The organism is Agrobacterium sp. ST15.13.013, from assembly GCF_027956525.1.
Lineage (GTDB): Bacteria > Pseudomonadota > Alphaproteobacteria > Rhizobiales > Rhizobiaceae > Agrobacterium > Agrobacterium salinitolerans.
Genome location: NZ_JAQKGP010000019.1, coordinates 30,629 through 57,575, shown reverse-complemented (window position 1 = coordinate 57,575; position 26,947 = coordinate 30,629). Strand labels below are relative to the sequence as shown.

At 60.4% G+C, this 26,947-nt stretch carries 28 protein-coding genes; 14 read left to right on the top strand and 14 right to left on the bottom strand.

Annotation, left to right across the window (positions count from 1 at the left end):
* Positions 1-2 precede the first annotated feature (2 nt).
* From PL597_RS18640 to PL597_RS18630, 3 genes are all read left to right on the top strand, one after another.
* Positions 3-3,398, top strand: a complete 3,396-nt coding sequence (locus tag PL597_RS18640; RefSeq protein ID WP_271365932.1) for a hybrid sensor histidine kinase/response regulator — start codon at positions 3-5, stop codon at positions 3,396-3,398.
* Complete coding sequence (locus PL597_RS18635; RefSeq protein WP_077981423.1) at positions 3,395-4,324, top strand: response regulator; 930 nt, start codon at positions 3,395-3,397, stop codon at positions 4,322-4,324. Before PL597_RS18640 ends, PL597_RS18635 begins: the two co-directional genes overlap by 4 nt.
* 283 nt (positions 4,325-4,607) lie before the next feature.
* Complete coding sequence (locus PL597_RS18630) at positions 4,608-5,144, top strand: AAA family ATPase (RefSeq protein ID WP_269826871.1); 537 nt, start codon at positions 4,608-4,610, stop codon at positions 5,142-5,144.
* A 130-nt stretch (positions 5,145-5,274) separates the two neighbouring features.
* Here PL597_RS18630 and PL597_RS18625 read toward each other — a convergent pair whose 3' ends face one another.
* From PL597_RS18625 to PL597_RS18600, 6 genes are all read right to left on the bottom strand, one after another.
* A complete protein-coding gene (locus PL597_RS18625) occupies positions 5,275-6,393 on the bottom strand; it encodes a branched-chain amino acid ABC transporter substrate-binding protein (RefSeq protein WP_077981421.1) in 1,119 nt (372 codons plus the stop codon).
* Between the two features lie 117 nt (positions 6,394-6,510).
* Positions 6,511-6,864, bottom strand: a complete 354-nt coding sequence (locus PL597_RS18620; protein WP_077981420.1) for a DUF6867 family protein — start codon at positions 6,862-6,864, stop codon at positions 6,511-6,513.
* A gap of 182 nt (positions 6,865-7,046) precedes the next feature.
* Positions 7,047-7,775: an ABC transporter ATP-binding protein gene (locus tag PL597_RS18615; protein WP_077981419.1), complete on the bottom strand. Its 729-nt coding sequence runs from the start codon at positions 7,773-7,775 to the stop codon at positions 7,047-7,049.
* Positions 7,775-8,653, bottom strand: a complete 879-nt coding sequence (locus PL597_RS18610) for an ABC transporter ATP-binding protein (RefSeq protein WP_077981418.1) — start codon at positions 8,651-8,653, stop codon at positions 7,775-7,777. Before PL597_RS18610 ends, PL597_RS18615 begins: the two co-directional genes overlap by 1 nt.
* Positions 8,653-10,005: a high-affinity branched-chain amino acid ABC transporter permease LivM gene (gene livM / locus PL597_RS18605; RefSeq protein WP_416372240.1), complete on the bottom strand. Its 1,353-nt coding sequence runs from the start codon at positions 10,003-10,005 to the stop codon at positions 8,653-8,655. Before livM ends, PL597_RS18610 begins: the two co-directional genes overlap by 1 nt.
* A 49-nt stretch (positions 10,006-10,054) precedes the next feature.
* Positions 10,055-10,957 (bottom strand): branched-chain amino acid ABC transporter permease, encoded by a 903-nt coding sequence (locus PL597_RS18600; RefSeq protein WP_077981416.1) that lies wholly within the window; start codon positions 10,955-10,957, stop codon positions 10,055-10,057.
* A 334-nt stretch (positions 10,958-11,291) separates the two neighbouring features.
* On the opposite strand from PL597_RS18600, the gene cysQ reads away from it, so the two are divergent.
* From cysQ to PL597_RS18580, 4 genes are all read left to right on the top strand, one after another.
* Positions 11,292-12,080: a 3'(2'),5'-bisphosphate nucleotidase CysQ gene (gene cysQ / locus PL597_RS18595; protein WP_269826870.1), complete on the top strand. Its 789-nt coding sequence runs from the start codon at positions 11,292-11,294 to the stop codon at positions 12,078-12,080.
* Positions 12,081-12,427: 347 nt separating this feature from the next.
* The gene (locus PL597_RS18590; protein ID WP_271365929.1) at positions 12,428-13,468 is read left to right on the top strand and encodes a DUF2793 domain-containing protein; all 1,041 of its coding nucleotides are present in this window, start codon (positions 12,428-12,430) and stop codon (positions 13,466-13,468) included.
* A 191-nt stretch (positions 13,469-13,659) separates the two neighbouring features.
* A complete protein-coding gene (gene sciP, locus PL597_RS18585) occupies positions 13,660-13,935 on the top strand; it encodes a CtrA inhibitor SciP (protein ID WP_004430042.1) in 276 nt (91 codons plus the stop codon).
* A 224-nt stretch (positions 13,936-14,159) separates the two neighbouring features.
* Positions 14,160-14,441, top strand: a complete 282-nt coding sequence (locus PL597_RS18580) for a GNAT family N-acetyltransferase (RefSeq protein WP_003522924.1) — start codon at positions 14,160-14,162, stop codon at positions 14,439-14,441.
* 219 nt (positions 14,442-14,660) lie between these two features.
* Here the strand turns inward: PL597_RS18580 and PL597_RS18575 are convergent, their stop codons facing one another.
* Positions 14,661-14,864, bottom strand: a complete 204-nt coding sequence (locus PL597_RS18575; RefSeq protein WP_077981414.1) for a DUF1059 domain-containing protein — start codon at positions 14,862-14,864, stop codon at positions 14,661-14,663.
* A 287-nt stretch (positions 14,865-15,151) separates the two neighbouring features.
* Positions 15,152-15,502 carry a flagellar export protein FliJ gene (locus PL597_RS18570; protein WP_003491821.1) on the bottom strand — a complete coding sequence of 117 codons (351 nt, stop codon included), beginning with the start codon at positions 15,500-15,502 and terminating at the stop codon, positions 15,152-15,154.
* 480 nt (positions 15,503-15,982) lie between these two features.
* Between PL597_RS18570 and ctrA the strand changes: the two genes are divergently transcribed.
* Together ctrA and PL597_RS18560 are read left to right on the top strand one after the other, a co-directional pair.
* The gene (ctrA, locus tag PL597_RS18565) at positions 15,983-16,687 is read left to right on the top strand and encodes a response regulator transcription factor CtrA (protein ID WP_003491823.1); all 705 of its coding nucleotides are present in this window, start codon (positions 15,983-15,985) and stop codon (positions 16,685-16,687) included.
* A 204-nt stretch (positions 16,688-16,891) separates the two neighbouring features.
* On the top strand, positions 16,892-17,407 hold the full coding sequence (locus tag PL597_RS18560; protein WP_173990064.1) for a GNAT family N-acetyltransferase: 516 nt from the start codon (positions 16,892-16,894) through the stop codon (positions 17,405-17,407).
* Between the two features lie 139 nt (positions 17,408-17,546).
* Here the strand turns inward: PL597_RS18560 and PL597_RS18555 are convergent, their stop codons facing one another.
* The 4 genes from PL597_RS18555 to chpT form a co-directional block, all read right to left on the bottom strand.
* Positions 17,547-17,885, bottom strand: coding sequence for a DUF6616 family protein (locus tag PL597_RS18555; protein WP_271365927.1), 339 nt, complete (start codon positions 17,883-17,885; stop codon positions 17,547-17,549).
* A 23-nt stretch (positions 17,886-17,908) separates the two neighbouring features.
* A complete protein-coding gene (locus tag PL597_RS18550) occupies positions 17,909-18,457 on the bottom strand; it encodes a MarR family winged helix-turn-helix transcriptional regulator (RefSeq protein WP_137410864.1) in 549 nt (182 codons plus the stop codon).
* Between the two features lie 73 nt (positions 18,458-18,530).
* Complete coding sequence (locus PL597_RS18545; protein WP_137410865.1) at positions 18,531-19,058, bottom strand: GNAT family N-acetyltransferase; 528 nt, start codon at positions 19,056-19,058, stop codon at positions 18,531-18,533.
* Positions 19,059-19,144: 86 nt separating this feature from the next.
* A complete protein-coding gene (chpT, locus tag PL597_RS18540) occupies positions 19,145-19,792 on the bottom strand; it encodes a histidine phosphotransferase ChpT (protein ID WP_077981411.1) in 648 nt (215 codons plus the stop codon).
* 248 nt (positions 19,793-20,040) lie between these two features.
* On the opposite strand from chpT, the gene PL597_RS18535 reads away from it, so the two are divergent.
* Both PL597_RS18535 and PL597_RS18530 read left to right on the top strand, forming a co-directional pair.
* Positions 20,041-20,637, top strand: coding sequence for a DUF1134 domain-containing protein (locus PL597_RS18535; protein ID WP_271365925.1), 597 nt, complete (start codon positions 20,041-20,043; stop codon positions 20,635-20,637).
* Positions 20,638-20,946: 309 nt separating this feature from the next.
* Positions 20,947-22,173 (top strand): hypothetical protein, encoded by a 1,227-nt coding sequence (locus PL597_RS18530; protein WP_271365924.1) that lies wholly within the window; start codon positions 20,947-20,949, stop codon positions 22,171-22,173.
* 236 nt (positions 22,174-22,409) lie between these two features.
* On the opposite strand, the gene PL597_RS18525 is transcribed toward PL597_RS18530, so the two are convergent.
* Positions 22,410-23,264, bottom strand: coding sequence for a TrmH family RNA methyltransferase (locus PL597_RS18525; RefSeq protein WP_271365923.1), 855 nt, complete (start codon positions 23,262-23,264; stop codon positions 22,410-22,412).
* Complete coding sequence (locus PL597_RS18520; protein WP_137410868.1) at positions 23,254-23,646, bottom strand: hypothetical protein; 393 nt, start codon at positions 23,644-23,646, stop codon at positions 23,254-23,256. Before PL597_RS18520 ends, PL597_RS18525 begins: the two co-directional genes overlap by 11 nt.
* 38 nt (positions 23,647-23,684) lie before the next feature.
* Here PL597_RS18520 and PL597_RS18515 point away from each other — a divergent pair, with 38 nt between their 5' ends.
* The 3 genes from PL597_RS18515 to rpoH all read left to right on the top strand — a co-directional run bounded on the left by PL597_RS18515 (position 23,685) and on the right by rpoH (position 26,873).
* Entirely contained in the window at positions 23,685-24,707 is a 1,023-nt protein-coding gene (locus PL597_RS18515) for an RluA family pseudouridine synthase (protein ID WP_269824500.1), read from the top strand.
* Between the two features lie 271 nt (positions 24,708-24,978).
* Complete coding sequence (locus PL597_RS18510; RefSeq protein WP_077981407.1) at positions 24,979-25,803, top strand: class I SAM-dependent methyltransferase; 825 nt, start codon at positions 24,979-24,981, stop codon at positions 25,801-25,803.
* Positions 25,804-25,970: 167 nt separating this feature from the next.
* The gene (gene rpoH, locus PL597_RS18505) at positions 25,971-26,873 is read left to right on the top strand and encodes an RNA polymerase sigma factor RpoH (protein ID WP_080789876.1); all 903 of its coding nucleotides are present in this window, start codon (positions 25,971-25,973) and stop codon (positions 26,871-26,873) included.
* Positions 26,874-26,947: the final 74 nt, after the last annotated feature.

The window sequence follows — 26,947 nt, the reverse complement described above, 5'->3', positions numbered from 1 at the left end:
GCATGGCGGCACGGCAACGCATCATCCCCGTCAGGCGCGAATATAACCGCTGGGTCGCCAACCAGACGCTGGAAGATTATGCGCTGCGCTTCACCGCCAAGAGCGCCCGGCAATTTTCCTCCAACCGCATCTCCCACACCGCCATCGGCGCGATTTCCTTTCTGGCGCTGGAAGCCATCGGCGGCGCGATCACGCTGTCCTATGGCACCACAAATGCCTTTTACGCCATCCTCGTCGCTGCCGTCGCCATGCTCGCCGTCGGACTGCCGATCAGCCGTTATGCCATCCGCCACGGCGTCGATATCGATCTCCTGACGCGCGGCGCGAGCTTCGGTTATATCGGCTCCACCATCACTTCGCTGATCTATGCCGCTTTCACCTTCATGCTCTTTGCCATCGAGGCGTCGATCATGTCCGGCGCGCTGGAGCTGGCGCTCGGCATACCGCTCTGGATCGGCTACATCATCTCCGCCGTCATGGTCATTCCGCTCGTCACCCATGGCGTGCGCCTCATCAGCCGTTTCCAGATCATCACCCAGCCTTTCTGGATCGTGCTGAACATCCTGCCCTTCATCTTCATCGCCCTGATGGACTGGGAAAAATACGATCTCTGGCGCGCCTTTGCCGGCATTCACCACGCCTCCGGCCCGCCCGGCACCGTGGCGGATTTCAACCTCGTGGAATTCGGCGCGGCCTCGGCCGTCATTCTGGCGCTGATGTCGCAGATCGGCGAACAGGTGGACTTCCTGCGCTTCCTGCCGGCCGAAGGCCAGAGCCGGCTGCGCCATCGCATCGCGGTGTTTCTGGCCGGTGCCGGCTGGGTCGTCGTCGGCGTGCCGAAGCTGCTGGCCGGTTCCTTCCTTGTCGTGCTCACCTTCAGCTCCGGCGTCTCGGTGGACCGCGCCGCCGATCCGGCCCAGATGTATCTCACCGCCTTCGGCTACATGATCCCCAACCAGACGGCGGCCATGCTGCTGATGGTTGCCTTCGTGGTGGTCTCGCAGCTGAAGATCAACGTCATGAACGCCTATGCGGGCTCGCTCGCCTGGTCGAACTTCTTCTCGCGGCTCACCCACAGCCATCCCGGCCGCGTCGTCTGGCTGGTCTTCAATGTGGCGATCGCGCTGCTTCTGATGGAACTCGGCATCTACCGCCTGCTGGAAGAAACGCTCGGCATCTTCTCCATCATCGCCATGGCGTGGCTCTGCACCATTTCGGCCGATCTCTTCATCAACAAGCCGCTCGGCCTTGCCCCACCGGGCATCGAGTTCAAGCGCGCCCATCTCTACGATATCAATCCCGTCGGCGTCGGCTCCATGACGCTTTCGGCCACAATTGCGCTAATGGCGCATTTCGGCGCCTTCGGGCCGCTCGCCGCATCGCTCGCGCCCTATCTGACGCTCATCGTCGCTTTCATCGCCTCGCCGCTGATTGCCTGGGGCACAAAGGGTAAATTTTATCTCGCCCGCAAACCGCGCCAGAAATGGCGCGAGGAGAGCAGCATCACCTGCTCCATCTGCGAACACCCCTTCGAACCGGAAGACATGGCCTGGTGTCCCGCCTATGCCGCGCCGATCTGTTCGCTCTGCTGCTCGCTGGACAGCCGCTGCCATGACATGTGCAAGCCGAAGGCCAAGCTCAACTATCAGGTCGCGACTGTCGCAAAAACCTTTCTCCCGAGACAGCTGGTGGCCAAACTCGCCACCCGGCTGGGGCGTTATGGGATGGCGGCGGCCATCGCCGTCACCGCCATCGGCGGCATATTGGCGATGATCGCCCATCAGGTCGGCACCGCCTCGCCGGCAACGGCAGATGTGGTCAACCGCACCATCCTCATCGTGTTTTTCGTCTTCGCCGTCATTGCCGGCATTGTCTGCTGGTTTCTGGTTCTTGCCCATGACAGCCGCGTGGTGGCGGAAGAGGAATCCTCGCGCCAGAACACGCTACTGTTGAAGGAAATCGCCGCCCACAAAAAGACCGACGCCGCCCTTCAGGACGCCAAGGAAACGGCGGAAGCCGCCAACCGCGCCAAGAGCCGGTATGTCGTTGGCCTCAGTCACGAATTGCGCACGCCGCTCAACGCCGTTCTCGGTTATGCCCAGATCCTCGAGCGGGACGAGACCATCCCCCCTCCCCGCCAATCGGCGATCAAGGTCATCCGCCGCTCCGCCGACCACCTCTCGGGTTTGATCGACGGGCTTCTCGACATTTCCAAGATCGAGGCGGGCCGCCTGCAGGTCTATTCCAACGAGATCAACATTCAGGATTTCCTCGATCAGATCGTCGATATGTTCCGCCCTCAGGCGCAGGCCAAGGGCCTGGAATTCCGCCACGACCGCTCGCCCGCTCTGCCGCAATATGTCCGCACGGATGAAAAGCGTCTGCGCCAGATCCTCGTCAACCTGCTCTCCAACGCCATCAAATTCACCGATGAGGGCGCGGTCACCTTCGATGTCGGTTATCGAAGCCAGGTGGCAAGCTTCACCGTGTCCGATACCGGCCGCGGCATCGCGGAAAAGGACCTCGCCCGCATCTACGAACCCTTCCAGCGCGGCGAGGCCGAAAGCGTGCGGCCGATGCCCGGCCTTGGCCTGGGGCTGACGATTACAAGGCTTCTGACCAATACGCTCGGTGGCGAGATTTCCGTTTCCAGCGAAAAGGATGAGGGATCCACCTTCCGCGTGCGCCTCATGCTGTCTGCCGTGCACCGGCCAAGCACGACGCCAGCGGCGGAAAAGACCATCCGCTCCTATTCCGGGCCGCGCCGCACCGTTGTCGTGGTCGATGACAATGAGGATCACCGCGAACTAATGCGGCAGGTGCTTTCGCCGCTCGATTTCGTAGTGCTGACGGCGCAATCCGGCCCCGAATGCCTCACCCTCATCGAAGGGGTGAAGCCAGACCTTTTCCTCATCGATATTTCCATGCCCGGCATGACCGGCTGGCAGCTGGTGACGAAGCTTCGCGAGGCAGGGCAGACGGCCCCGCTCATCATGCTCTCGGCCAATATCGGCGACGGCACTGTCGCTGGCGCGGGGGAGGACAACCACAATGACGCCATCGCCAAGCCGGTCGATATCCGCCATCTCTGCGACAGGCTCGCCGTGCATCTCGGGCTGAAATGGATTTACGATACCGATCTGCCGCCCGCGCCAAAGCAGCAGCCCCCTGCCGAGATCATCCATCCCGGCGCAATTCATATCCAGGATTTGCAGCGGCTCGGCGAAATAGGCTACATACGCGGCATCGAGGCGAAACTCGCCGATCTTGCCCGCAACACGGATAACCTGCCCTTCACGCGGGAGCTCGGCACCTATGTGCAGGCCTTCGATCTGGCCGGTTACGCGCATTTTCTCAAACGGTTTGCAGATAAAGACACGGGAGACGGCAAGGCATGAGCGGTCAGGCGGCGGCAGCCCCGAGAGACATCGTATTGCTGGTGGATGACAGCCCGGAAGCTCTGGGGTTCCTCACCGACGCGCTGGAACAGTCAGGCTTTTCCGCCCTCATCGCCACCTCCGGCCAGGCCGCGCTCAACATTGCCGAACGCATTACGCCCGATATCATCCTGCTCGACGCCGTCATGCCGGCCATGGACGGTTTCGAGACCTGCCGTCGCCTGAAGGCCAATGCGGCGGTGGCGCAGGTGCCGGTCATCTTCATGACCGGGCTGACAGAGACCGAACATGTGGTGCGGGCGCTCGAATCCGGCGGCGTCGATTATCTGACCAAGCCAATCAATATCGACGAGCTGCGCGCCCGCATCCGCGTGCATCTCTCCAACGCCCGCTCGGCGCAAAGCGCCCGCGTCGCCCTCGACGCCGCCGGCCGCCATCTGCTGGCCGTGCGCGCCAATGGCGCCATCCACTGGTCCACCCCGCAGGCGACGCGGCTGGTCAACGCCGCGACCGGCCGGGATGATGGGCTGGAGATTGTCGTTGCCCATATTTCCGGCTGGCTTTCGCACCGGGCAACGGTGGATGCCGCCCGCGACACGCCGCTGACGATCACCGAGGCCGGGCGGCCCGCTTTGCAACTCTCCTTCCTCGGCGCGATGGGACCGGACGAATATCTCTTCCGCCTGACCGCCGCCAATGAGAAATCCGACGACCATCTGCTGAAGGACCACTTTGCCCTGACAACGCGGGAATCGGAAGTTCTGTTGTGGATTGCCAAAGGCAAATCCAACCGCGATATCGGCGATATCCTCGGCCTTTCCGCGAGAACCGTGAACAAGCATCTGGAGCAGATCTATGTGAAGCTCGGCGTCGAAAACCGGGCATCGGCGGCTGTGAAGGCCGCGCATGTCCTGCATCAGGGGTGACGACCGCCGTTAATATGCTAAGGTTCGTCCGGCATATATTTTCCGCTTGAGTGCACGCCACCCGCTTATTGGCCGGGCGGCCGCCGCTTGTTTCTTCTCCCCGAGGGGGAGAAGTCCGCGGTAGCGGGATGAGGGGGCGAGGTCTCCGAATTCCGGCGAGATTGCCCCCTCGTCCGACCCTTCGGGCCACCTTCTCCCCCTCGGGGAGAAGAAACCAGCGGCGACCCACCACCCAAAAAATCAATGTTCGACCAACTACACCCTGTCACAGGATAGAAATTCCATGGACCGTTTCATCATCCTTTCCGGCTGCTCCGGCGGCGGCAAATCCACCCTGCTTGCCGAACTAGCCCGACGCGGTTTCGCCACCGTCGAGGAACCAGGCCGCCGTATCGTCGTCCAGGAAACCCGCAATGGCGGCACCGCCCTGCCGTGGATCGACATGCAGGCCTTCGCCCGCCGGGCCATCGCCATGGCGCTCGAGGACCGGCAGAATGCGCCACCGGAGGGCCTCGTCTTCTTCGACCGCAGCCTGATCGACGCCGCCTCAGCACTTCGCCATATAAATGGCGATACCTTCATCGAGGCGCTGCGGGCTTCACACCGCTATAACCGCCTGGTTTTCCTAACCCCGCCATGGCCTGAAATTTACACGGGCGACAGCGAGCGCAAACATGGCTTCGATGCAGCGGTCGAGGAATATGGGCGTTTGCTCCGCGACTATGACGAGCTGGATTATGAAACGATAATATTGCCGAAGGTACCGGTATCGGAGAGAGCCGGCGTGGTATTGGAGCAGCTTGCCAAGAAAACGCGCTGAGGCCGGGATTGCAGTTGACCCGCGCGCCAATTTGGCTGGGGTCAGTTATTGCGAAGATTGGAGGCGTCCGCCTCGAAAATAAAAGCCCGGCATCGCTGCCGGGCTTCGATAGGCTATGATCCAGTGAGACTCACGTCCCCTGCTGGATGTAGGTGAACTTGCCGTCCGGACCCTTCTTCCACTCGTACATGACGTAACCGGGAAGCTTCGGGTCGCCCTTCTCATCGAAGGAGATTTCGCCAAGCGCGGTCGGGAAAGTGCCGGACTTCAGGGCCTCGGCAACCTTTTCCGGATCCACGGAACCGGCGGCCTTCGCCGCACCGGCAATCGCCTGCATCGCGGCATAGGAATAGAGCGTGTAGGCTTCCGGGTTGAAGCCGGCGGCCTTGAACTTCTCTACCAGTTCCTTGTTTTCCGGGCGCAGTGTCGGATCGGGGCCGAAGGTGTTGAGCGTGCCTTCGACGGCGTCGCCGGCGATGGAAGCAAGTTCGTTCGAGACGATACCGTCGCCCGAAACGAGCTTGGCCTTCAGGCCCTGGTCAGCCGCCTGGCGGATGATCAGACCGGCTTCGGTGTGCAGGCCACCCCAGTAGATGATGGAAACGCCGGCTTCCTTCATCTTGGAGATCAGCGCGGAGAAGTCCTTGTCGCCGACATTGACGCCTTCATACATGACTTCCGTCACGCCGGCGGCATTGGCAGCCTTTTTGGTTTCATCGGCAAGGCCCTGACCGTAGGGCGTCTTGTCGTGAATGATGGCGACCTTGGCATCCTTGAAATGATCGGCCAGGTACTTGCCGGCAATGCCGCCCTGCTGGTCATCACGGCCGCAGGTGCGGAAGGTGTTCCACAGGCCGCGTTCGGTGAAGACCGGGTTGGTTGCAGCAGGCGTGATTTCGAGAATGCCGTTTTCGGCGTAAACTTCAGAGGCCGGAATGGAAACGCCCGAGTTGAAGTGACCGACAACGAATTTCACGCCGTCAGCGACGAACTTGTTGGCAACCGAAATACCCTGCTTGGGGTCGGATACGTCGTCGCCCAGCACGATCTTGATCTGCTCGCCATTGATGCCGCCGGCGGCATTGATGTCTTTCGCAGCCTGTTCGGCGCCCTTCTGGATCTGAGCGCCGAAAGCAGCGTTCGGGCCGGTCAGCGGTGCGCCGACAGCGATCACGACATCGGCCCAGGCCGAACCGCCAAACGCGACCATGGCGGTCAGCGCAACAGCGGAAAGAAGAGACTTCTTCATTACTTTACTCCCAGTTCCTTGGATGGGTTGATTGCAAGGACCTGTTCGACACCCACCTTAACCGAACAGAAACCGTTCCACTCTGACGAGCATTGTGCAGCCGGAAAAATCCGCCTGTCAATCTTTCTTCTTGTAGGAAAATGCCGACGTCCGGTCGTAGAGCCAATAGTAGTTATTGACCATCTGGCTCGTCCGGCGCATGCGGAAACCGACGCTGGAAAAAGCCAGAAGAAGAACGACGTCAAACACGTAATAGAAACCGTTGATGAACGGCCCGGCAAAGAGCGCGTAATGCAGAAACCGCATCACTACACCCAGAGCGAGCGTATAGATCACCACCCGCGTATAACCGCCCCAGCCATCGGCCACGGACTTGCCCGTGCGCCATGCTGTCCAGAAACCCAGAAGAACAACCAGCGCGCGCAGAACATACCGCACGCCGTTATCCGTTTCGAAAAAAAGGCCCTGCATCTCTTTCCCCATCAGTGCCGGGCTGAAACGCCCTGGCCCTGCCTTGTCTGTCGTCCCGTCGTTTTCCCGCCGGGCATTTTATTGTTTGCACCCCGCCATGGATCCTTAAGGTTTGGCCGAAAGGACGACAGGCCACCGTTTGCAGTCTTGCGCCGCAAAATTTCCGGCGCAAGTAAAATCTTTCAGTGCCGTCCACCTTCGAGATAGGCGGCGCGCACCTGCGGATCGGCGAGCAGTTCCCTGCCCGAACCACTCATGGTCACCTTGCCGTTGACCATCACATAGGCGCGGTCGGAAAGCTTGAGCGCGGCAAAGGCGTTCTGCTCCACGAGGAAGACGGTCAGCCCCTCTTCCTGGTTGAGTTTCTTGATCGCCTCGAAAATGCCCTTGACGATCAGCGGTGCGAGACCGAGCGACGGCTCGTCCAGCAGCAAAAGCTTCGGCCGCGCCATCAGCGCGCGGCCGATGGAGAGCATCTGCTGCTCGCCGCCGGAAAGCGTGCCGCCGCGCTGGCTCTGACGTTCTTTCAGGCGCGGGAACATCACGAAGATCTTCTCGACGTCTTCCTTGAAATATTTCAGATTATCGAGATTGGCGCCCATCTGCAGGTTTTCCAGCACCGTCATGCGCGGGAAAATCCTGCGGCCTTCCGGCGACTGGGCGATGCGCTTGCGGGCGATGAGATGGGTCGGCAGCCGGGTGATATCCTCGCCGTCGAAGATCACCTGGCCGGCGCGCGCCTGCGGGCTGCCGCAGATGGTCATCATCAGCGTCGACTTGCCAGCGCCGTTGGCGCCGATCAGGCTGACGATCTCACCCTTTTTGACCTCGACATCGACACCGGCCAGAGCGCGGATATTGCCATAATAGGTTTCGACACCCTGGACTTTCAGAAGCGGTTCACCAGACATCAGGCCGCTCCTCCGTCGAGTTCTTCCGCAATCACGTCTTCCACTTCATCATCCTCGACACCCAGATAGGCGGCGATGACCTTCGGGTCGTTCTTCACATGGTCCGGCGTGCCGTCGGAAATCTTCTGGCCATATTCCAGAACCACCACATGATCGGAAATCTGCATCACCACGGACATGTCGTGCTCGATCAGCAGCAGCGACGTGCCTTCATCGCGGATACCGCGCAACAGTGTGTTGAGCGCCAGCGATTCCTTCGGGTTGAGGCCGGCGGCCGGCTCGTCGAGGCAAAGAAGCTCCGGCCCGGTGCACATGGCGCGGGCGATTTCCAGACGGCGCTGCGCGCCATAGGGCAGATCGCCGGCCGGATCGTCGGCGCGGTCGATCAGATCCGCCTTTTCCAGCCAATACTTGGCCTTCTCGATCGAGGCGTCCACCGCCCGCCGGTAAGCGGGCAGGCCGAGAAGACCAAGGATCGTGTAACCCGAGGCCTTCATCAGCACGTTGTGCTGGGCCACCAGCAGGTTTTCCAGAACGGTCAGGCCCGAAAACAGCCGGATGTTCTGGAAGGTGCGCGCCACCTTCGCCTTTTTGGTGATTTCGAAATCCGGCAGGCGCTCGAGAAGATGCGCCTCGCCGCTTTGCTGGCGCATGGTAATCATGCCCATGGTCGGCTTGTAAAAGCCGGTGATGCAGTTGAAGACCGTGGTCTTGCCCGCACCGTTGGGGCCGATCAACGCCGTGATCTCGCCGCGCTTCGCCTCGAAGGAGAAATCGTTGATGGCCATCAGGCCGCCAAAGCGCATCGAGAGATGTTCGACCTTGAGGATCGTATCGCCAGTCGTATTGGGTGTCATTGTTGCCGTTCCGGAAGCCATCAACCGTGACCTTCCTTGGTAAAGCTGCCGGAGACGGCCTTGCGTTCTTTAAGGAAAGCCGTGGGTTCACGGGAGCCGACGAAGCCGCGCGGCTTGAACAGCATGACGATGACCATGCCGAGACCGAAGAGCAGCATACGGTAGAGTTCCGGTGTGAAATCGGGCCCGAAGACATGCTTCAGGAATTCCATTTCACGCAGCGCCTCGGTGCCGCCGACCATGACCAGCGCCGCAATGGCGATGCCCGTGAGCGACCCCATGCCACCGAGAACGACGATGGCGAGGATGACGGCGGATTCCAGGAACACGAAGCTCTCCGGCGAAACGAAACCCTGGCGCGCGGCAAAGAAGGAACCGGCAAAACCGCCGAACATCGCACCCGTTGCAAAGGCGGTGAGCTTGGTGATGACGGTATCGATGCCGAGCGAACGGCAGGCGATTTCGTCCTCGCGCAGCGCTTCCCATGCCCGGCCGATCGGCATGCGGCGCAGGCGGATGGTGACATAGGCCGTCAGCATGCAAAGCAGCAGAATCACGTAGAACAGGAAAATCTTGTAATAGGCCGAAGACATGGACAGGCCGAAAACCTTGGCGAAATTGTTCGGCGCGCCGATATCGAAGGACCAGATGCCGAAAACCGACGCCTTGGCGATGCCCGAAATACCGAAGGTGCCCTTGGTCACATCCGTCCAGTTCAAAAGCACGAGGCGGATGATCTCACCGAAGGCGAGCGTCACGATCGCCAGATAGTCGCCGCGAAGACGAAGAACCGGGAAACCGAGAATGATGCCCCAGAAACCGGCGAGAATGCCCGCGACCGGCAACAATACCCAGAAGGACAGGCCGAACTGGCTGGAGAGCAGCGCATAGGAATAGGCGCCCACCGCATAAAAGGCCACGTAACCGAGATCGAGCAGGCCGGCGAGGCCGACGACGATGTTGAGGCCCCAGGCCAGCATCACATAGATCAGGATCTGGATGCCGAAATTGTCGACGAATTTCAGCGAGCCCTGAAAGCCGAAGAGCTGCACGGCGATCATCGGATAAAGCAGCAGAAGGACCAGCGCCAGCTTCAGGAAGTGCTTGTGGAAAAAGCCCTTTTCCTCGGAAATCTCCGGCACGCCGCTTTTGGCCTTTGCCAGCTTGCGGCGGTCCAGCGACGGCTTGATGAAGCCGACCATGAGGAACCGGCCGACGGCGGCAACGGCGACGAAAATCGCCAGAAGGCCCCAGCGCGTACCCCAGATCAGCTGGTTGTTGATATCCTGATAAGTGATGATGCCGACATAAAGAATGAACATGCCGAGCGATACGAGGCCCGCAATCAGGCCCTCCTTCACAGCCGTCGCCATCAGGCTCGGGCTGGAAGCAGCATTGTCGGAAGCGATATTGGTCATGGGATCACACCTTCTCGACTTCCGGACGACCGAGAATGCCGGTCGGCTTGAAGATCAGTACGAAAGCCAGGATGCCGAACGCCGCGACATCCTTGTAGGCGATGGAGAAATAGGCCGACCACAGCGATTCGATGAGGCCTATTAGCAGACCGCCGAGCACGGCGCCCGGCAGAGAGCCGATGCCGCCGAGAACGGCTGCGGTAAACGCCTTGACGCCAGGGATGAAGCCGTCGCTGAAAGACGCAACGCCGTAATACATCAGATACATGGTGCCCGCGACAGCGGCGAGCGCCGCGCCCATGATAAAGGTGATCGAAATCGTCTTGTCGACATCGACGCCAAGCAGCGCGGCCATCTTGCGGTCCTGTTCCGTGGCGCGCTGCGCCCGTCCAAGCGGGGTCTTGTTGACGATATACCAGAAGGCGAAGAGCAGCACCGAGGTAACGACCATGATGATCAGCTGCTTAAGCGACACGGTGATGTCGCCGAAATGATAGCTTTCCGTCACCAGCGACGGGATCGGCTTGTTGCGCGGACCCTGCGTCACCTGAATGAAGTTGGACAGCACGATCGACATACCGATGGCCGTGATCAGCGGCGCGAGACGGAACGACCCTCTGAGCGGGCGGTAGGCGACGCGTTCGATAACCCAGTTCCACAAGCCGGTCATCAACATGGCGACGACCATCATCAAAAGCAGAAGAAGCGCCACCGGAATGCCGGCGACAAAGGATGTCACGATCAGGAAAACGATCAGCGCGGCGAAGCCGCCAAGCATGAAAATGTCACCATGGGCGAAGTTGATCATGCCGATGATGCCGTAAACCATCGTATAGCCGATAGCGATGAGGCCATAGATCGATCCAAGAGTCAGCCCGTTGATGAGCTGCTGGATAAAATACTCCATGTCTTTCCCCCGGGTATGGCCTCAAATGGGCCACGCCTCGTTATGTTAATTATAGGGGAAGCCTTTCAGGCAGACCCCCACCCTCAAAATGCATATCGTGTTCGTTAAAAATGTGAAGTCAAAAACGGGCGATCCTGCACAAAATTTGGAATTTCCACATGGACTGCCGCTTTCCCGGTCAAAAGAGCCATGATTTTGGCAGGAAGTGCTGAAAAAATGACGGCCGGATGCTTATTTCAGCATTGTCCGACGCCATTATTTGACGGGCGGCGGGCAAAGGAGTAGCGAAGATCGGAACGGCGATATCCCGCAGACGGGATCAATTGGCAAAGAGATGATCGACATATTGACGAAAGCGGCGCTGGACGCCGGGCAGGCCATCATGGCGGTCCACCGTGCCGGCCCGCATGTGTCGTATAAGGACGACTGCTCGCCGGTGACCGAGGCCGATCAGCGGGCCGAGACGATCATCCTTGCGGCGCTGGCCGCCCATTTTCCCGATATCCCCGTGGTTGCCGAAGAAGCGGTGTCGAGCGGCATCCTGCCGGAAACCGGTGCGGAGTTCTTCCTCGTCGATCCGCTGGACGGCACCAAGGAATTCATTTCCGGCAAGGACGATTTCACCGTCAACATCGCGCTCATCCGCAACGGCGTACCCGTGGTCGGCGTGGTCTACGCCCCCTGCCGCGGGCAGGCATGGACGGGCGAGCACAATGCCGCCGAAAAGCTCACCATTTCCGGCGAAGGCGTCATCCTTTCGCGCCGCCCCATCCGCGCGCGCCGGCGCGGCGCTTCCCCCGTGGCGCTGATCAGCCGCTCCCACTGTACGGCAAAAACGGAAGCCTTCGTGGCCGAACACGGGCTGAAGGACTGTATCTCCGTCGGCTCCTCGCTGAAATTCTGCATGCTGGCGGAGGGCGCCGCCGATATCTATCCTCGCTTCAGCCGCACCATGATGTGGGACACGGCCGCCGGCGACGCCGTGCTGCGCGCCGCCGGCGGCAGGACGCTCGATTGCGAGGGCAAGCCGCTTGCCTATGCGGTGCGGGGTGACGGCGAGGATGCGCTGGCCAATCCGGATTTCATTGCCGAAGGGGCGATGGCGGTGGAACAGGCGGGGTAATACCCGCTTGCCGTCTCCTGCGGCTACTGCAACGGGTGGATCGGATTTCTGCCTTGGTGAGCTTCGGCGTATGCCGCTTCACCCCCTCTGCCCTGCCGGGCATCTCCCCCTCAAGGGGGGAGATCGGCAGGAGGCGCTACCACCGCTTCATTCGTAAACGTCGTGATAGGCGAGACCTATCCACGAGTCGATCTCCCCCCTTGAGGGGGAGATGCCCGGCAGGGCAGAGGGGGGTGAAGCGGCATACGCCGAAGCCTCCAAAAAATAATCCATCCCCGCTCATCCCCACCCCACGCCACCGCCCCACAATGCCCCGCAACGAAACACCGCAGCGCGGAAGGCACACCATGACGGAACAGACGGCAAGACTTCGGCTTCCCTACATCCTGCCCTCGCAGGCCCAGAAGCACGTCACCCACAACGAAGCCCTGCAAAGGCTGGATGCGATCGTGCAGCTCGTCGTCAGGGCCACCGTCGCGACACCGCCCGAAGATGCAGCAGAAGGAGACTGCTTCCTTCTCTCCGCCGGCGCCACCGGCGACTGGGCCGGCAAGGGCGGCAGACTTGCCTTCCGGCAGGATGGCGCATGGCTTTCGATCACGCCGCAGCCCGGCTGGACGGCATGGTTTGCGACCGAGAGCAGATATCGCATCCTGCGCGACGGCAACTGGCGCGACTTGCCGCTGCCGGCAAGCGGTCGGCTGGAAAGGCTGGGCATCGGCACGGAGGCAGACGCCGCCAACCGCATGGCGCTCGCCTCCCCCGCCAGCCTCTTCACCCATGGGCCGGAAGACGGCAGCCACCGCATGACGGTCAACAAGGCAGGCAAAACCGATACCGCCTCGCTGCTGTTCCAGTCCGGCTGGAGCGGCCGGGCGGAAATAGGCCTTGCCGGCAGCGACGGTTTTTCGATCAAGACGAGTGCGGATGGCGCCACCTGGCATACGGCGCTTTTGTGCAGCGGCGATGGCCGGGTCTCGATGCCGAACCGCGCGCTCACTGTTGCCGGCCTGCCGGCGGGCACGACGAAACCCGCCAACGGCTCGGCGGCAGGTTTTTCCGTGCTCTTCATCGCCGAGGGCGGCTTTACGCTCGGTGATGTAGTGAGCGGCGGCGGGCGTGAACTCGTCGTTCCGGCAAAAGGCCTCTATCTGGCGGTATTGGGGCTTGCCGTCGCGTCTTCCTCCGGCCACCGGGTAACGCTGTTCGTGAACGGCGCGGCGACCAGCTTCAGCATCGCCGGCAACGTCTCCGCCACCGGCACCCAGCAGTCGGCCACATCCATTCTTTCTCTCGATGCCAGCGACCGCCTGCGGCTGCAGCATGAGGGAACGGCGGAATTTACCCAGGGCGATGGGAAAACGTGCCTTTCGCTTGCGGCACTTTGACGGAAACAACCGGTGAGAGAGAAAAATTGCGATTTTTGGAAAAATTTTTTCCCGGCAAAATAAGGCGACTCGAACAAATCAGGCGAAACCGTTCAAATTCTTAATAAATTGTCACGAGCTGCTTAGGCAATTTTTAAAGGTACCGGGATAGAGTTCCCGTCATATGGTCTTGAGTTTGTATAGAGTGTCCAATGACCGAAATGATACGCCCACGAGTTAAATATGTCATCGGCCCCGATGGCAGCCCTCTGACGATTGCGGATCTTCCGCCTGCCAATACCCGTCGTTGGGTCATTCGCAGAAAGGCCGAGGTGGTTGCCGCCGTACGCGGAGGACTGCTGAGCCTCGAGGAAGCCTGCGAGCGTTATACGCTCACCGTCGAAGAATTCCTGTCCTGGCAGTCCTCGATCTCCGATCATGGCCTTGCCGGCCTGCGCACCACGCGCATCCAGCAATATCGCCACTAAACAGTGGGCCGGCGCGGCAACGCGCCCAGACCGAGTGTAGAGAACGCCCCGCCGGATTATCGACGGGGTTTTCGGTCTAATTTCGGATGTCCATCTGAGAACTGCGCTACAGAGCCGGTGATTGTCGCCGGTTTGTGTCCGCTGCGTTTGCTATCATGCTGTTTCAATTCAGGCTGAAGCCGGTACAGTGGCGACAACGAACAGCAATGCGGAAGGCGCTCATCATGGACATCAAGACAACCGAAACCGGATCGCACGGCGAATACTCGGCAACCATCGACGGCCACAAGGCGGAGATGACCTATTCGCGCACTTCCCCTTCCCTCATCATCATCGACCATACCGGCGTGCCCGATGCGCTGCGCGGTAAAGGCGTCGGCCAGGCGCTCGCCGCCCATGCGATCGATGAAGCCCGTAAGGGCGGCTGGAAAATCATTCCACTCTGCCCCTTCTTCAAGGCCCAGACGTTGCGCCATGCCGAATGGGCGGATGTTATCCAGGGGTAACCCGGCAGTATAGCGCAAGCGTCACGGCATATTTCTTCTCCCCACCGGGGAGAAGGTGGCCCGAAGGGTCGGATGAGGGGGCTAGCTCTCCGTATATCTCCACCGTCGCCCCCCTCATCCCGCTACCGCGGACTTCTCCCCGGCGGGGAGAAGAAACAAGCGGTTCACACCTGATCCCTCAACAACCGTTCCAGATATCGCGTTATTCATAAAAGGACGTCACGCCACCTTCAGCGGCGGTGTTCCCGCATGCATGCTGTGACGGACTTCCTCGCGAAATTCAGGCGTATCCTTTGCGCCATGCACAGCCACGGCATGTTGCACGGCTGCTTCCATAAGCTCCTCCGGAGAATCGGCGGAGATGGCAACGGTGCATCTGCTGTCACTGGGGAATTCGCGGCAATCTATATATTGGCGGGCCATTTTTTCCTCCCTGCAAGTGCCGCCCGCACCCGCACGGGGCGCGTGCGCGTAAAAGCCTCCGGCTCACGGTCGGAACCTCCGTAAAATACGCCTTTCCCCAGGTCCGGACAATCGAAATCAGGCCCGACCATCCCGGCGGAAAACACCGGCGACGCGGCAAAACAAAAGGCCGCCCTGAACGAGCGGCCTTTCGAAAAAATGCATGGCGTCCCGTCATTGAAAGCCGCCTCCTGATCCACCGGCAGCCGTCAATGAGGACGATCCTCGTAACCTCCTGCGCCTATAGGTCAGGCGCGGGCGCGGATGGCTCCGTCGCGGTTTTCGAGGGCAGCGGCCTTTTCATATTCGGCCTGCACCTCTTCCAGCGAAGCTTCGGCGGCTTCCTGTTGTGCCTTCAGCTCACGGATCGAGACCTGAAGATTATCCGCCCGCTGGCGCGCGGCCTTGGCGAAGGTCGGATAGGCGAAATGCGTCGGATCGGTAATGCCCGACTTGCTTTCTTCCAGAGATATCTGATGCACCAGTTCCTTTGCCATCCGCTCGAACTCGGACATCATCTGCTGCAGCTGGTTAAGCTGCCGGCGTTTTTCATTGACCTGAAATTCCTTCAGGCGAACCAGGCTGTCACGCGACTTCATACGCAATACTCCATGGATAGCGAGACCCGGATCAAAAAGGCACTATGCCACCCTGATCGGCCCGTTTAACCCGCCCGTTTTTCCGCAAGGGTTGCCCCCTGTCCCGGAATGATTCCCAAAAGTTACCCGGCGTTAATAAAAAACCACCGCCGTTAACCTTTCGTTTACGGGCATCGTTAATGATAAACACGATCATTTAAGGGTCGGTAAATGCCAGGTCCAAAAAAATGGACCCGACGATGTAAGAGTCGATTGAATCACTTAACGGGATTTCCTCACGTTAAGCTTCAATTTTGGCGATGGTGGATTCACGTGCAAAAACAGCAAAATGCCTTGTTTGCTTAATAAATTCGATACACCTTGCCAAAGGCAATTAGAATTTGTTAACCATTTGGTGGCAGCCTGCAAATCAGGCAACGTCTGGATCCGCATCGCGCGAGGCAATGATTTACCGGTTCGCGGGCGGCAAAGGGGATAATTATGCGGGTTCTACTTATTGAAGACGACAGCGCGACAGCGCAGAGCATTGAACTGATGCTTAAGTCGGAAAGCTTTAACGTTTACACGACCGACCTCGGTGAGGAAGGCGTGGATCTGGGCAAGCTCTACGACTACGACATTATTCTTCTCGACCTCAACCTGCCTGACATGTCGGGTTACGAGGTTCTGAGAACGCTTCGCCTCTCCAAGGTCAAGACGCCGATCCTCATCCTGTCCGGCATGGCCGGCATCGAGGACAAGGTTCGGGGCTTGGGCTTCGGCGCAGACGACTACATGACGAAGCCGTTCCACAAGGATGAGCTTGTTGCCCGCATTCACGCCATCGTCCGCCGTTCCAAGGGCCATGCGCAGTCGGTCATCTCCACCGGCGAACTCATCGTCAATCTCGATGCCAAGACGGTTGAAGTGGGTGGCCAGCGCGTTCACCTGACCGGCAAGGAATATCAGATGCTCGAGCTGCTTTCGCTGCGCAAGGGCACGACGCTGACCAAGGAAATGTTCCTGAACCACCTTTATGGCGGCATGGACGAGCCGGAACTGAAGATCATCGACGTCTTCATCTGCAAGCTGCGCAAGAAGCTCGCAAACGCCGCCGGCGGCGCAAACTACATCGAAACCGTCTGGGGCCGCGGCTATGTTCTGCGCGAGCCAGATGGCGCGACGGAATTCCTCGAAACCGCCTGATCCATTCCGGGACAGGACAGTTTTTAAAAGACCCGCTGGAAACGGCGGGTTTTTTGTTGTGATTTGAAGGTCGCAGGTAACGGTGTCATTGGCATATTACGACACACGATCATATTCCGGCGCATGGATACGCCCTCTTTCCTGTGCTTGTACAGGAATGAGGGAAGAAGAGCTTGGCTATGCGCCGCAAAAGGATGATGGCACATGAACCACCCTATCCCCACCCTCAGGACCGAACGCCTGACGCTGCGCCCGCTGATGATCACAGACTTTCCGGCCTATCGGGATTTCATGATGTCATTGCGCTCTATCGGTGTGGGCGGGCCTTACGACCTGCCCTCGACATGGGGTGTGTTCTGCCACGATCAGGCCAACTGGTACTTTTTCGGCCATGGCGCACTAATGATCGAGCTTGACGCAACGGGACAATGTGTCGGCCAGGTCGGCATCAATCACGGTCCGCTGTTTCCGGAAAAGGAACTGGGCTGGCTGCTTTACGAAGGCCATGAAGGATACGGCTATGCGGCGGAGGCCGCCTCGGCGCTGCGCGACTGGGCCTTCAAGACCCTGAACCTGCCTTCGCTTGTCAGCTACGTCTCGCCGCAGAATCGGAAATCTGCAGCCGTTGCCGAGCGAATCGGCGGCATGCTCGATCCGAAAGCGCCCCGTTCAGATCCCGAAGACCTCGTTTATCGGCACCATCCGGCAAACGCCGTTTGAAAGAGGAACACCTCAGGATCATCCCGGTCACGACGCGTCCCGAAACATATGGCAACGCTTAGCAGACCTCGAACGTGTTCACAGTCGTTCTCGATCGCGATCGAGACCGCCACGGCGGCCGCCTCGATCAGGCGGCGGATCAGACCGCTGCAAGCTGCTGGAGATGGCTTGCCATGCCGGCACCCTCCCCGCCCGCATTCACCGTGTCGAAATAGTCATGCCATCCGCTGTCAGCGATTGCCTCCACCAGAAGAGAAAGGGCCTGCCGGTCACGGCAGCGCCACAGCGCAAAGAATTCATGGGGGGACGCGTGGCCCAGCGAGGTATTGACCGCGCCCGTTGTGATCACTTCGATACCCGCCTGAGAAAGCGCGCTCATGCCCGCGCCGATCCGGGCAAAAAAAGCTGCCCGCGCCTCGCCGCTCAAGGCCTTCCAGCTTGGTTTGGCCGAATAAAGTTCAGCGAGAAAATAAGACATGTCATCAGTCTCCATATTTGGAATCAATTGTCGGGAAGGCGGGCCGAAACAGTGGCCGCGCCCGTCTTTGTCCGCACCTTCACAAGAAGCTTGCTCAACAAACAGCGCTCGCTTTGGTCGAGACCGGAAAGCAGCGAGGATATCCATTCGGCATGTTCAACAAACAATGTCTCCACCAACGTCTTGCCGCTGACAGTCAGGGAGACCAGAAGCTTGCGGCGGTCGTCATAAGCGGGTCGGCGCGTCACGAACCCATCCTTCTCCAGCCCGTCAAGCAGGCCGGTAATGGTGGCGCGCGTGACGCCGGAAGCGTCGGCAAGTTCATGCGGCGAAAGGCCCTCCGCCCTGTCTCGCAAGAGTACAAGAAGCAGAAATTTCCCTTCCGACAGACGGTGCGGCGAGAGCCGCGCGGCGCAATCCCGGTCAATAGCCGCAGCAAGCGACAGAAGCTCGAAACAAAGCCTGATCCCGCCGGGCTCTGCGGTGATTTCGTTTGTTAGGGGCCTTCCCGGTTCAGAAACGCCCGATTGCAATGTGCGCGCCAACAGCGCTTCATATTTCTTTTCCAGCATCATAAGCCGGCATATAGTATGCCGCCTTACCATCCGTCAACCCTTTTATTCCTTGGCCCCTGCCCCCGCAGATTTATGTTCCCATAAGTCTTTCGAAAAGCCGCACCGGGCTTTTCCGGAACGTCGTCTCCCGGAAAGGACGGAAGCCGAAGCGGGCGGCGATTGCGAGAGAGGGCGTATTCAGCGGATCGATCATGCAGACGACACGGCTCGATATGCCCGCGGCGTCAAACCAGCCGAGCGCGGCTTGTACGGCCTCGCTGGCCGCGCCTTTGCCTGTCAAATCCCTGTCGATCTTCCACATGGCCTCCGGAGCGGTGTCGAAATCCGCGCCATGTCCACGGCGCATATGGGCAAGACCGACCTCGCCGACGATTCGTCCCGTGGCGGCCTCCTCAACCACGAAGGGGCCGAAGCCGAAGACGGACCAGTGACCGATGAAGCGCAGGAGCCGCGCAAAGGCGAGTTCGGGATCGAGCGGCGCGATTGAGCTCACCCCTGGTATCGGACGAACATCCGCGCCCCAGAAGGAGCAATAAAGTGCTTCGTCCTCAATGGCGTGAGGCCGCAGCACAAGACGCGCGGTTTCGACACGGATCATGAGACCTTCTCCTCGGAAAAGAAAAAGGCCGGGCGCAGGCTAAAGCCGCACCCAACCCTGGTGGCATCCTTGTCGCATTGAAACGATCACGCCGTAATCGTCTTGGCGGTAAACACGATGCGGTCGTCATGCACCTTGTATTCCACCGCCATATTGGCCTCCTCGGCCAGAAGCAGCGTGTAGTAGGGCTGCACGGAATGGGCGTCGACCGCCTCTTCCAGCCTGCCCTCGTAAATTTCCACGAACTTGGCCGGCACCCGCATCATCCGGCCCTTGACGGTGATTTCGAACCTGGCGTCGCCGTCGGGGTTTTCCAGCAGCACGTCCACATTGCCGCCGCGCGGAATGGAGCCGTAAGCGACGAGGAAGAGGTTGAGCAGAAGTTTGACACGATTCTTCGCAACGATGGCGCGCGGGCCGTTCCAGCTCACTTCCGCCTTCTTTTCGGCGGCAGCGAAATCCTGGGCGGCTTTTTCGGCCTCACCGGTGTCGATGGAGGCGCCAGCGGAGCCGGAAGCGCCGAAAGCAAGGCGGGCGAACTTCAGCCGCACGGATGCGTTAAGGGCTGACGTGCGGATGAGATCGAGCGCATCGTCATCCGTGCCGCCCTCGTCCAGAAGCTCGAGGCCGTTATTGATGGCGCCGACAGGAGAAATCACATCATGGCACACACGGCTGCACAGAAGAGCCGCCAGATCGGGACCGGACAGCGTGATATTGAGTTTGCTGGTCATAAAATTCTCTCCTGCGCAAGGGAGGCGCGGACGGTGTGGAAATTGTTAAGCCATAATGACACCATATTTGGTAAACCGATTGTTAATAGGATGGTTTCAAAATGCCAAATGGCTTAACAGGCCACACTGGAGCCATGTGTATCCGCAAGGATGCGCGAAATATGCTGTAGAATTTTTTCTGCACGCCAGTCCTCAAGAAAACCGATTCGGATTTCGGGCTGGTGCGCTAACGAAACAGACGGACGGACATGACGATGCGCCTTACGAAAACCCGCACCATTGCACGCCTGGAACTGGGAAAGATTGTCGCGCTCCTTGCGAGCCTCCTGATATGGGCCGCACCGGCCGCAGCCCAGAACAGCGATCAATATTCTTTCCAGGAAGTCATTGATGCGGGCCACGGATTCTTCGGTGAAACCACCGGCGGCCTTGCCAAGGTGGTGGAGCGCGCCTTCCAGCAATACGGTCTTCCGAACGGTTACATTCTCGGCCAGGAAGGCTCCGGCGCCTTCGTAGCGGGCCTCACCTATGGCGAAGGTACGCTTTACACCAAGAACGCCGGCCAGCACCCCGTCTTCTGGCAGGGCCCCTCCCTCGGCCTCGATTACGGCGGCCAGGGAACCCGCGCCATGATGCTGGTCTACAACCTGCCTTCGGTCGATGCGCTTTACCGCCGTTACGGTGGTGTGAGCGGCTCCGCTTTCATCGTCGCCGGCGTCGGCATGACCTATCTGAAGAGCAGCGACGTGACGCTTGCCCCCATCCGCACCGGCATCGGCGCGCGCCTCGGCATCAATGTCGGTTACCTGAAGCTCACCCAGCAGCCGACCTGGAACCCCTTCTGATTCGCCGAGGTCTGAGTGGAGCTAACGGTGGTCTACAGGATGAGGCATTGCGGCAGGTTTCTTCTCCCCGCCGGGGAGAAGGTGGCCCGAAGGGCCGGATGAGGGGGCGACGTTGCCGTATCTCATAACCCTTGCCCCCTCATCCCGCTGCCGCGGACTTCTCCCCCTCGGGGAGAAGAAGCAAGTGGCAACGTCCCGCCCGCTAACTGCCTAGGGGAAACCCCTCCCCACGGTTGCAATAATAGCGTAACGTGCTTTCGCGCCCTCTTTCCGAATGCGCGCGTATCTGAGTTTCGGAGACTGTCCCGCGTGATCGAATATGCCATTCTTTTCGGATTGGGTTTTCTCACCGCAACCCTGCTGGCCCTGTTGATCGCACCCGCGATCCACCGCCGCATCGTCGCCTATACGGAAAATCGCATACGCGCGACGATGCCCATCAGCCCGCAAGAAGTTCGCGCCCAGAAGGACATGGCGCGTGCGCTTTACGCCGCAGAGAACGCCAAGATCCGCCAGGAGCTGGATACGGAACGGGAAAAAAACACCTCCCTGCGCCTCGCCAACGAGGCCGCCTCCAGCGATGCCTACCGCCTTGGCGAGCAGAACCGCGGTTTCTCCCTGAAAATCGAGGAGCTGACGCTGGAAATCGGCGAACTGCGCGCGGCCCTCGATGCCGCCGAAGAACACGCCGGCGCCCTACAGGCGAACCTCGCGAAACAGGAGCAGGCCGCCAACGAGCGCGCCGGCCAGATGTCCGATCTCACCGCCCGCCTCACCCATCTGACGCGCGAGCTGGATGATTCGAAAATCCTCGCCGCCACCCGCGATCTGGAAGCCGAACAGGCCAAGCAGAGCGCCACGCGTTTCCGCAAGGAGGGCGAGACCGCCACCCGCGAATTGCAGGATGTGGCGGCCCGCAACAAGGAGGCGATGACGGCGGTTGCGCGCGAAAGCCGCAAGGTCACACGGCTCGAGGAGCAGGTCGCGGCTGTCATGGCGAAAAACGCCGATCTCGACACGCTGCTGACACTGCGCAACCAGGAAGTCGCCCGGCTTAAGGAACAGCTTGCGGCAACCGGCGGCCGCAGCAACGACATGATCATCCGTCTGCCGAACCCCGCCGTCTCGGACGACAAAACGGTCAGCCCATCGCAACCGACGGCCCCTGCCCCAGCCGCCGCGCTTGAACCCGCATCCGCCGCCGAAGAGGCGATACCGGCTGCCGCCGCAGAGGAACCAGCCCCCCCGGTATCGACCGAGCCAGCGGCGTCGCAAGGCCTGGAGCAGGAAATCGAGGATATCCGTAATCAGGGCGCCGCGCTCACCGAACGCCTGCTGAATGTGCGCGGCGTCGGCAATGACGAACCCATCCGCCGCGAAATCGCAAGGATCGCCGCCGAGATGATCGCGCTCACCGCCGCGCAGGAGGGTGAGGCCTCGCCTATTCCGGGGTTGCTGGCCAAGGCCTCCGGTTCGTCAGGGCGGGAGAGCCTTGCGACGCGGGCGAAGGTGGTGATGGAGAAGCGGGAACGCTAGGTTCGCCGAGGGTCTGGTTTACCTCAACGTTGAGTGTGCGGCTCACCCCCCTCTGCCCTGCCGGGCATCTCCCCCTCAAGGGGGGAGATCGGCAGGAGGCGCGACCACCGCTTCATTCGCAAACGTTGAGAGGGGCGAGGCCTCACCACGAGTCGATCTCCCCCCTTGAGGGGGAGATGTCCGGCAGGACAGAGGGGGGTGAGCCGCATACGCCGAAGTGCTAAAGCGGCTCTGATCTACACCCGCCCCATCACCCCCGCCATCTGATAAAGCGCCAGCCCCGAAGCCGTCCCCGCATTCAGGCTATCCAGCTGCGGCGACTGCGCAATCCGCGCGGTATGAAACCGCGAGAGCACCGATTGCGGCAACCCCTCGCCTTCTGTGCCGATCACCAGCGCCATGCGCTGTGATCGGGGAATATCGCGTATCTCCGTCTCGCCATTCGGAGACAGGCTCCAGATAGCAAACCCCGCCTCGGAAAGCCGCTCCAGCATGTCCACCGCCCCGCCACCGCGATGATAGGGAACCGACAGCACCGAGCCCACGGAAACCCTGAGCGCCTTGCGATAAAGCGGGTCGCAACACGTCTCGTCCAGCAGCACCGCATCGGCGTAAAAGGCCGCCGCATTGCGGAACATCGCGCCGAGATTATCGTGGTTGGAAATGCCGCAGCCGACAAGCACCAGGGAAGATGCGGGAAGTGCCGCCGTCATTTCTTCCAGTCCGCGATCCTGAACCCGCCGCCCGAGCGCCAGAATGCCGCGATGCAGGTGAAAACCGACGATGCCGTCCAGCACCGGCGCTTCCGCCACATAAACCGGCACATCCGGCGGGAAATCCGCAAGGATATCAACAACGCCGGAAAGGCGGTTGCGCAGGATCAGGATGCTCTCGGCTGCAAAGGCACCGCCCGCTTTATGGGCGGCGGCCAGCATGCGCAGCACCACCGTGCCTTCCGCAATGAACCGACCTTGACGGCCGGTGAGATCACGCTCGCGAATATCGCGAAACGCGGCGATGCGCGGATCGGCGGGATCCTCGACCGGGATCAGCGGTCGCCCCTCCAGCAGGTTATTGGCCTCACTGGCCATCGACCGTCACATCGGCGAGGAACCGGCCGGTCGCAACATTGAAGACCAGCGCCTTGCGGGTGCCATTGGAAAGCCGGCCATAAAACAGCATGTCGCCGCCGGAATAGCTGACATTGTCGATCGTGAAGCCCTGCGGCAGGCTGGCGGTGACCGCCATCGGGCCATTGCCGGTGGGAACGGCAAGGTTCGGCGCTTCCGCCTGTGTCTGAACCGCCTTCGACGGCCCCATCGCCTTGTAGACAACCGCACCGAAGACGGCCATAAGGCTGATAAACATCACGGAGCCCGACACGATCTGCAAACGGATCATCTTGCGGCGAACTTTTTCCATGGCCGGATCAAGCGGCTTGTCTTCCTGTTCGTCTTGCTCGATCTGCGTCATCGGGTTCCCTGAAATGCTGATGGATCGGAAAAATAAGAATGAACGACCCCTTTAAACAAGGCGGAGACGCAAGGAAAGTCCTGATTGCCGGGGAAGATGCCGAAGGCCGCCTCGATTCGTGGCTGGCAGGCGAGGTGGGCGGCGACTTCTCCCGCAGCCGCCTGAAGGCGCTGATCGAACAGGGCGCGGTTTCCCTCAACGGCAATCCGGTGACGGAGCCGAAGAAGAAGGTGCATCCCGGCGACCGTATCGAAATCATCATGCCCGAGCCGGAAGACCCGGAACCCAAGGGCGAGGACATTCCGCTCGACGTGGAATATGAGGATGAAGACCTGATCGTGCTGGTCAAACCGGCCGGTCTCGTCGTGCATCCGGGCGCAGGCAACTGGACCGGCACGCTGGTCAACGCCCTCATCCACCATTGCGGCGACAGCCTCTCCGGCATTGGCGGCGTCAAGCGCCCGGGCATCGTGCACCGGCTGGACAAGGAAACCTCCGGTGTCATGGTCGTGGCGAAGAACGACAATGCCCACCGGCATCTCGCCGCGCAATTTGCCGATCATGGCCGCACCGGGCCGCTGGAGCGCGCCTACAAGGCCGTCGTCTGGGGCCGCCCGCGAACCCTGCGCGGCACCATCGACGCAGCACTCGGCCGCAGCGCCGACCGCACCAAACGCGCCGTCAAACACGAGGATGCCGACGATGCCCGCGAGGCGATCACCCATTACGAGGTGATGGAGCGTTACCATGAGCGGCCGGACGCCACCTGCCTCGCCTCCATGGTGGAATGCCGGCTGGAAACCGGCCGCACCCACCAGATCCGCGTGCACATGGCCCATATCGGCCATCCGCTGATCGGCGATCCCGAATATGGCGCGGCCTTCCGCACCAAGGCGAACCTTCTCGAAGAACCGGCCAAAAGCACCGTCCGCGGCTTTCCGCGCCAGGCTCTGCATGCCTATCTGCTCGCTTTCGAACATCCGCGCACCGGCGAGGTGATGGAGTTCGAAACCGACCTGCCCGACGACATGGAAGCGCTGACCGCCGCATTGCGTGGCTGAAAACCTGCATGGCGCCGTCAAAAAACCGCGCCATGCATTTCGCCGGAAGCCCCGGATAATAAAAAAAGATTAGCGGATAGCGATATTCCGCAGTCGGTCCTTTTTATAGACCGCCCCAATTTCGCTTCAATCGTCACACCTCCTCGGCCCCGCAAAGCCTGAAATCGCGGCCATTAAACTGTGACGATTTCAAGCCTGCCAAATAAAGCGCAGAGACGCCATTCGTTCGATCCGCCCCGAACGGAACCGGCATGATGACGGGATCTATCGCATGAATATCGAAGACCGCCGGTTTATATTTCAGGAGTTGCGCAGCGTCGAAGGTTATATCGACCCGCCCGATGCGCTCGTCTTCAAAGCGCTGTTGCAGGCCCAGACGAAAAGCGGCCTCCATGGCGGCCTGGCGGAAATCGGCGTTTATTATGGCCGATCCTATTTCCTGCTGCGCAAATTCGCGCAGCCGCAGGAAAAGGTTCTGGGCGTCGACTTGTTCGATCTCGACCCGCCGGAAGACGGCAGCCTCGACCAATATGAGCGCCTTATGGAAAACGGTCGCCGGCTGGACTTTCCAATGGACGAGAACCTCATCATCAAGGGCGACAGCACCCGGCTGGCGCCCGCCGATATCACCTCCCGCATCGGCCCCGCCCGCTTCTTCAGCATTGATGGCGGCCACACCCTGCACCATGTGCTGGCCGATGCGAAACTGGCCATGGAGGTGATCGCGCCGCATGGCGTCATCGTCTTCGACGACACTTTCAACCCCGCCTGGCCGGAAGTGACGGTGGGCGTCGCCGATTTTCTGCGCACCCATGGCCATAGCCTCGTCTGCTTCGGCATGACGAAATACAAGACCTATGTCTGTCACCGGGAATTTCACGCCACCTATGCTGCTGCCATCGCCGCCGATCACGATCTACAGGCGCTTTCCCATGTCGAAACGCAGTTCCTCGGCTCGAAGGTGGTGCGCCTGCACAATCCCATGCGCAGACGGGTGATGTATGAACTGATGGTGCGCTCCGGCCTTGGTGGCTTCTCGGAACGAATCTACCGTTCGAAAGTTAAACAGATCAAGGAAGGTGTGACTGGAATATAACGCATGTGTGAACGCAGCGTTCGCTTGAAACGCGGCGGGCGCGTACATATTTGTCACATGGGTTCGTGCGGGGTCGGTAACGACCCGCAGCTTACGGTGTGCCTCGGGCGGGTGATTTGCCATGCCAAAGAGGGTGCCGTTCCAGACCATAGATAAGGGGGTGCTTTATGGCCCGCAATAGTTTGCCTACGATTACAGCCGGCGAAGCCGGCCTCAATAGATATCTCGACGAAATCCGTAAATTTCCGATGCTGGAGCCGCAGGAAGAATACATGCTGGGCAAGCGTTATGCCGAGCATGGCGACCGCGACGCCGCACACAAACTCGTCACCAGCCACCTGCGTCTTGTTGCCAAGATCGCCATGGGTTACCGCGGTTACGGCCTGCCGATCGGCGAAGTCGTGTCCGAAGGCAATGTCGGCCTGATGCAGGCGGTGAAGAAGTTCGATCCGGAACGCGGCTTTCGTCTGGCCACCTACGCCATGTGGTGGATCAAGGCCTCGATCCAGGAATATATCCTGCGCTCGTGGTCGCTGGTGAAGATGGGTACGACCGCCAACCAGAAGCGTCTGTTCTTCAACCTGCGCCGGCTGAAAGGCCGCATCCAGGCGATTGACGATGGCGATCTGAAGCCGGAACACGTCAAGGAAATCGCCACCAAGCTGCAGGTGTCGGAAGAAGAAGTCATCTCGATGAACCGCCGCCTGCATGGCGACGCATCGCTGAATGCGCCGATCAAGGCCTCCGAAGGCGAATCCGGCCAATGGCAGGACTGGCTGGTGGACGATCATGACAGCCAGGAAGACGTGCTGATCGAGCAGGACGAGCTGGAAACCCGCCGCCGTATGCTGGCGAAAGCCATGGGCGTGCTGAACGAGCGCGAACGCCGCATCTTCGAAGCCCGCCGCCTTGCCGAAGACCCGGTGACGCTGGAGGAACTCTCCTCCGAGTTCGACATCAGCCGTGAACGCGTGCGCCAGATCGAGGTTCGCGCCTTCGAGAAGGTGCAGGAAGCGGTGCAGAAGGAAGCGCTGGAAGCCGCGCGTGCATTGCGCGTGGTGGATGCGTAAGCGCTCCTTAAAACGCTAGTCGACATAAAGCCCGCGGATCGCAAGAACTGCGGGCTTTTTGTTTGAAACCGGCA

Coding starts and splice junctions, on each gene's coding strand:
- PL597_RS18550 (WP_137410864.1), bottom strand. CDS start 18,457: ATGCTGGAAAAGAAATATGAAGCGCTGTTGGCGCGCACATTGCAATCG.
- chpT (WP_077981411.1), bottom strand. CDS start 19,792: ATGACCAGCAAACTCAATATCACGCTGTCCGGTCCCGATCTGGCGGCT.
- PL597_RS18510 (WP_077981407.1), top strand. CDS start 24,979: ATGAATATCGAAGACCGCCGGTTTATATTTCAGGAGTTGCGCAGCGTC.
- PL597_RS18590 (WP_271365929.1), top strand. CDS start 12,428: ATGACGGAACAGACGGCAAGACTTCGGCTTCCCTACATCCTGCCCTCG.
- PL597_RS18640 (WP_271365932.1), top strand. CDS start 3: ATGGCGGCACGGCAACGCATCATCCCCGTCAGGCGCGAATATAACCGC.
- PL597_RS18625 (WP_077981421.1), bottom strand. CDS start 6,393: ATGAAGAAGTCTCTTCTTTCCGCTGTTGCGCTGACCGCCATGGTCGCG.
- PL597_RS18610 (WP_077981418.1), bottom strand. CDS start 8,653: ATGGCTTCCGGAACGGCAACAATGACACCCAATACGACTGGCGATACG.
- ctrA (WP_003491823.1), top strand. CDS start 15,983: ATGCGGGTTCTACTTATTGAAGACGACAGCGCGACAGCGCAGAGCATT.
- cysQ (WP_269826870.1), top strand. CDS start 11,292: ATGATCGACATATTGACGAAAGCGGCGCTGGACGCCGGGCAGGCCATC.
- PL597_RS18575 (WP_077981414.1), bottom strand. CDS start 14,864: ATGGCCCGCCAATATATAGATTGCCGCGAATTCCCCAGTGACAGCAGA.
- PL597_RS18580 (WP_003522924.1), top strand. CDS start 14,160: ATGGACATCAAGACAACCGAAACCGGATCGCACGGCGAATACTCGGCA.
- livM (WP_416372240.1), bottom strand. CDS start 10,005: ATGGCGACGGCTGTGAAGGAGGGCCTGATTGCGGGCCTCGTATCGCTC.
- PL597_RS18515 (WP_269824500.1), top strand. CDS start 23,685: ATGAACGACCCCTTTAAACAAGGCGGAGACGCAAGGAAAGTCCTGATT.
- PL597_RS18630 (WP_269826871.1), top strand. CDS start 4,608: ATGGACCGTTTCATCATCCTTTCCGGCTGCTCCGGCGGCGGCAAATCC.
- PL597_RS18560 (WP_173990064.1), top strand. CDS start 16,892: ATGAACCACCCTATCCCCACCCTCAGGACCGAACGCCTGACGCTGCGC.
- PL597_RS18635 (WP_077981423.1), top strand. CDS start 3,395: ATGAGCGGTCAGGCGGCGGCAGCCCCGAGAGACATCGTATTGCTGGTG.
- PL597_RS18525 (WP_271365923.1), bottom strand. CDS start 23,264: ATGGCCAGTGAGGCCAATAACCTGCTGGAGGGGCGACCGCTGATCCCG.
- PL597_RS18545 (WP_137410865.1), bottom strand. CDS start 19,058: ATGATCCGTGTCGAAACCGCGCGTCTTGTGCTGCGGCCTCACGCCATT.
- PL597_RS18615 (WP_077981419.1), bottom strand. CDS start 7,775: ATGTCTGGTGAACCGCTTCTGAAAGTCCAGGGTGTCGAAACCTATTAT.
- PL597_RS18535 (WP_271365925.1), top strand. CDS start 20,041: ATGACGATGCGCCTTACGAAAACCCGCACCATTGCACGCCTGGAACTG.
- sciP (WP_004430042.1), top strand. CDS start 13,660: ATGACCGAAATGATACGCCCACGAGTTAAATATGTCATCGGCCCCGAT.
- rpoH (WP_080789876.1), top strand. CDS start 25,971: ATGGCCCGCAATAGTTTGCCTACGATTACAGCCGGCGAAGCCGGCCTC.
- PL597_RS18600 (WP_077981416.1), bottom strand. CDS start 10,957: ATGGAGTATTTTATCCAGCAGCTCATCAACGGGCTGACTCTTGGATCG.
- PL597_RS18520 (WP_137410868.1), bottom strand. CDS start 23,646: ATGACGCAGATCGAGCAAGACGAACAGGAAGACAAGCCGCTTGATCCG.
- PL597_RS18570 (WP_003491821.1), bottom strand. CDS start 15,502: ATGAAGTCGCGTGACAGCCTGGTTCGCCTGAAGGAATTTCAGGTCAAT.
- PL597_RS18620 (WP_077981420.1), bottom strand. CDS start 6,864: ATGCAGGGCCTTTTTTTCGAAACGGATAACGGCGTGCGGTATGTTCTG.
- PL597_RS18555 (WP_271365927.1), bottom strand. CDS start 17,885: ATGTCTTATTTTCTCGCTGAACTTTATTCGGCCAAACCAAGCTGGAAG.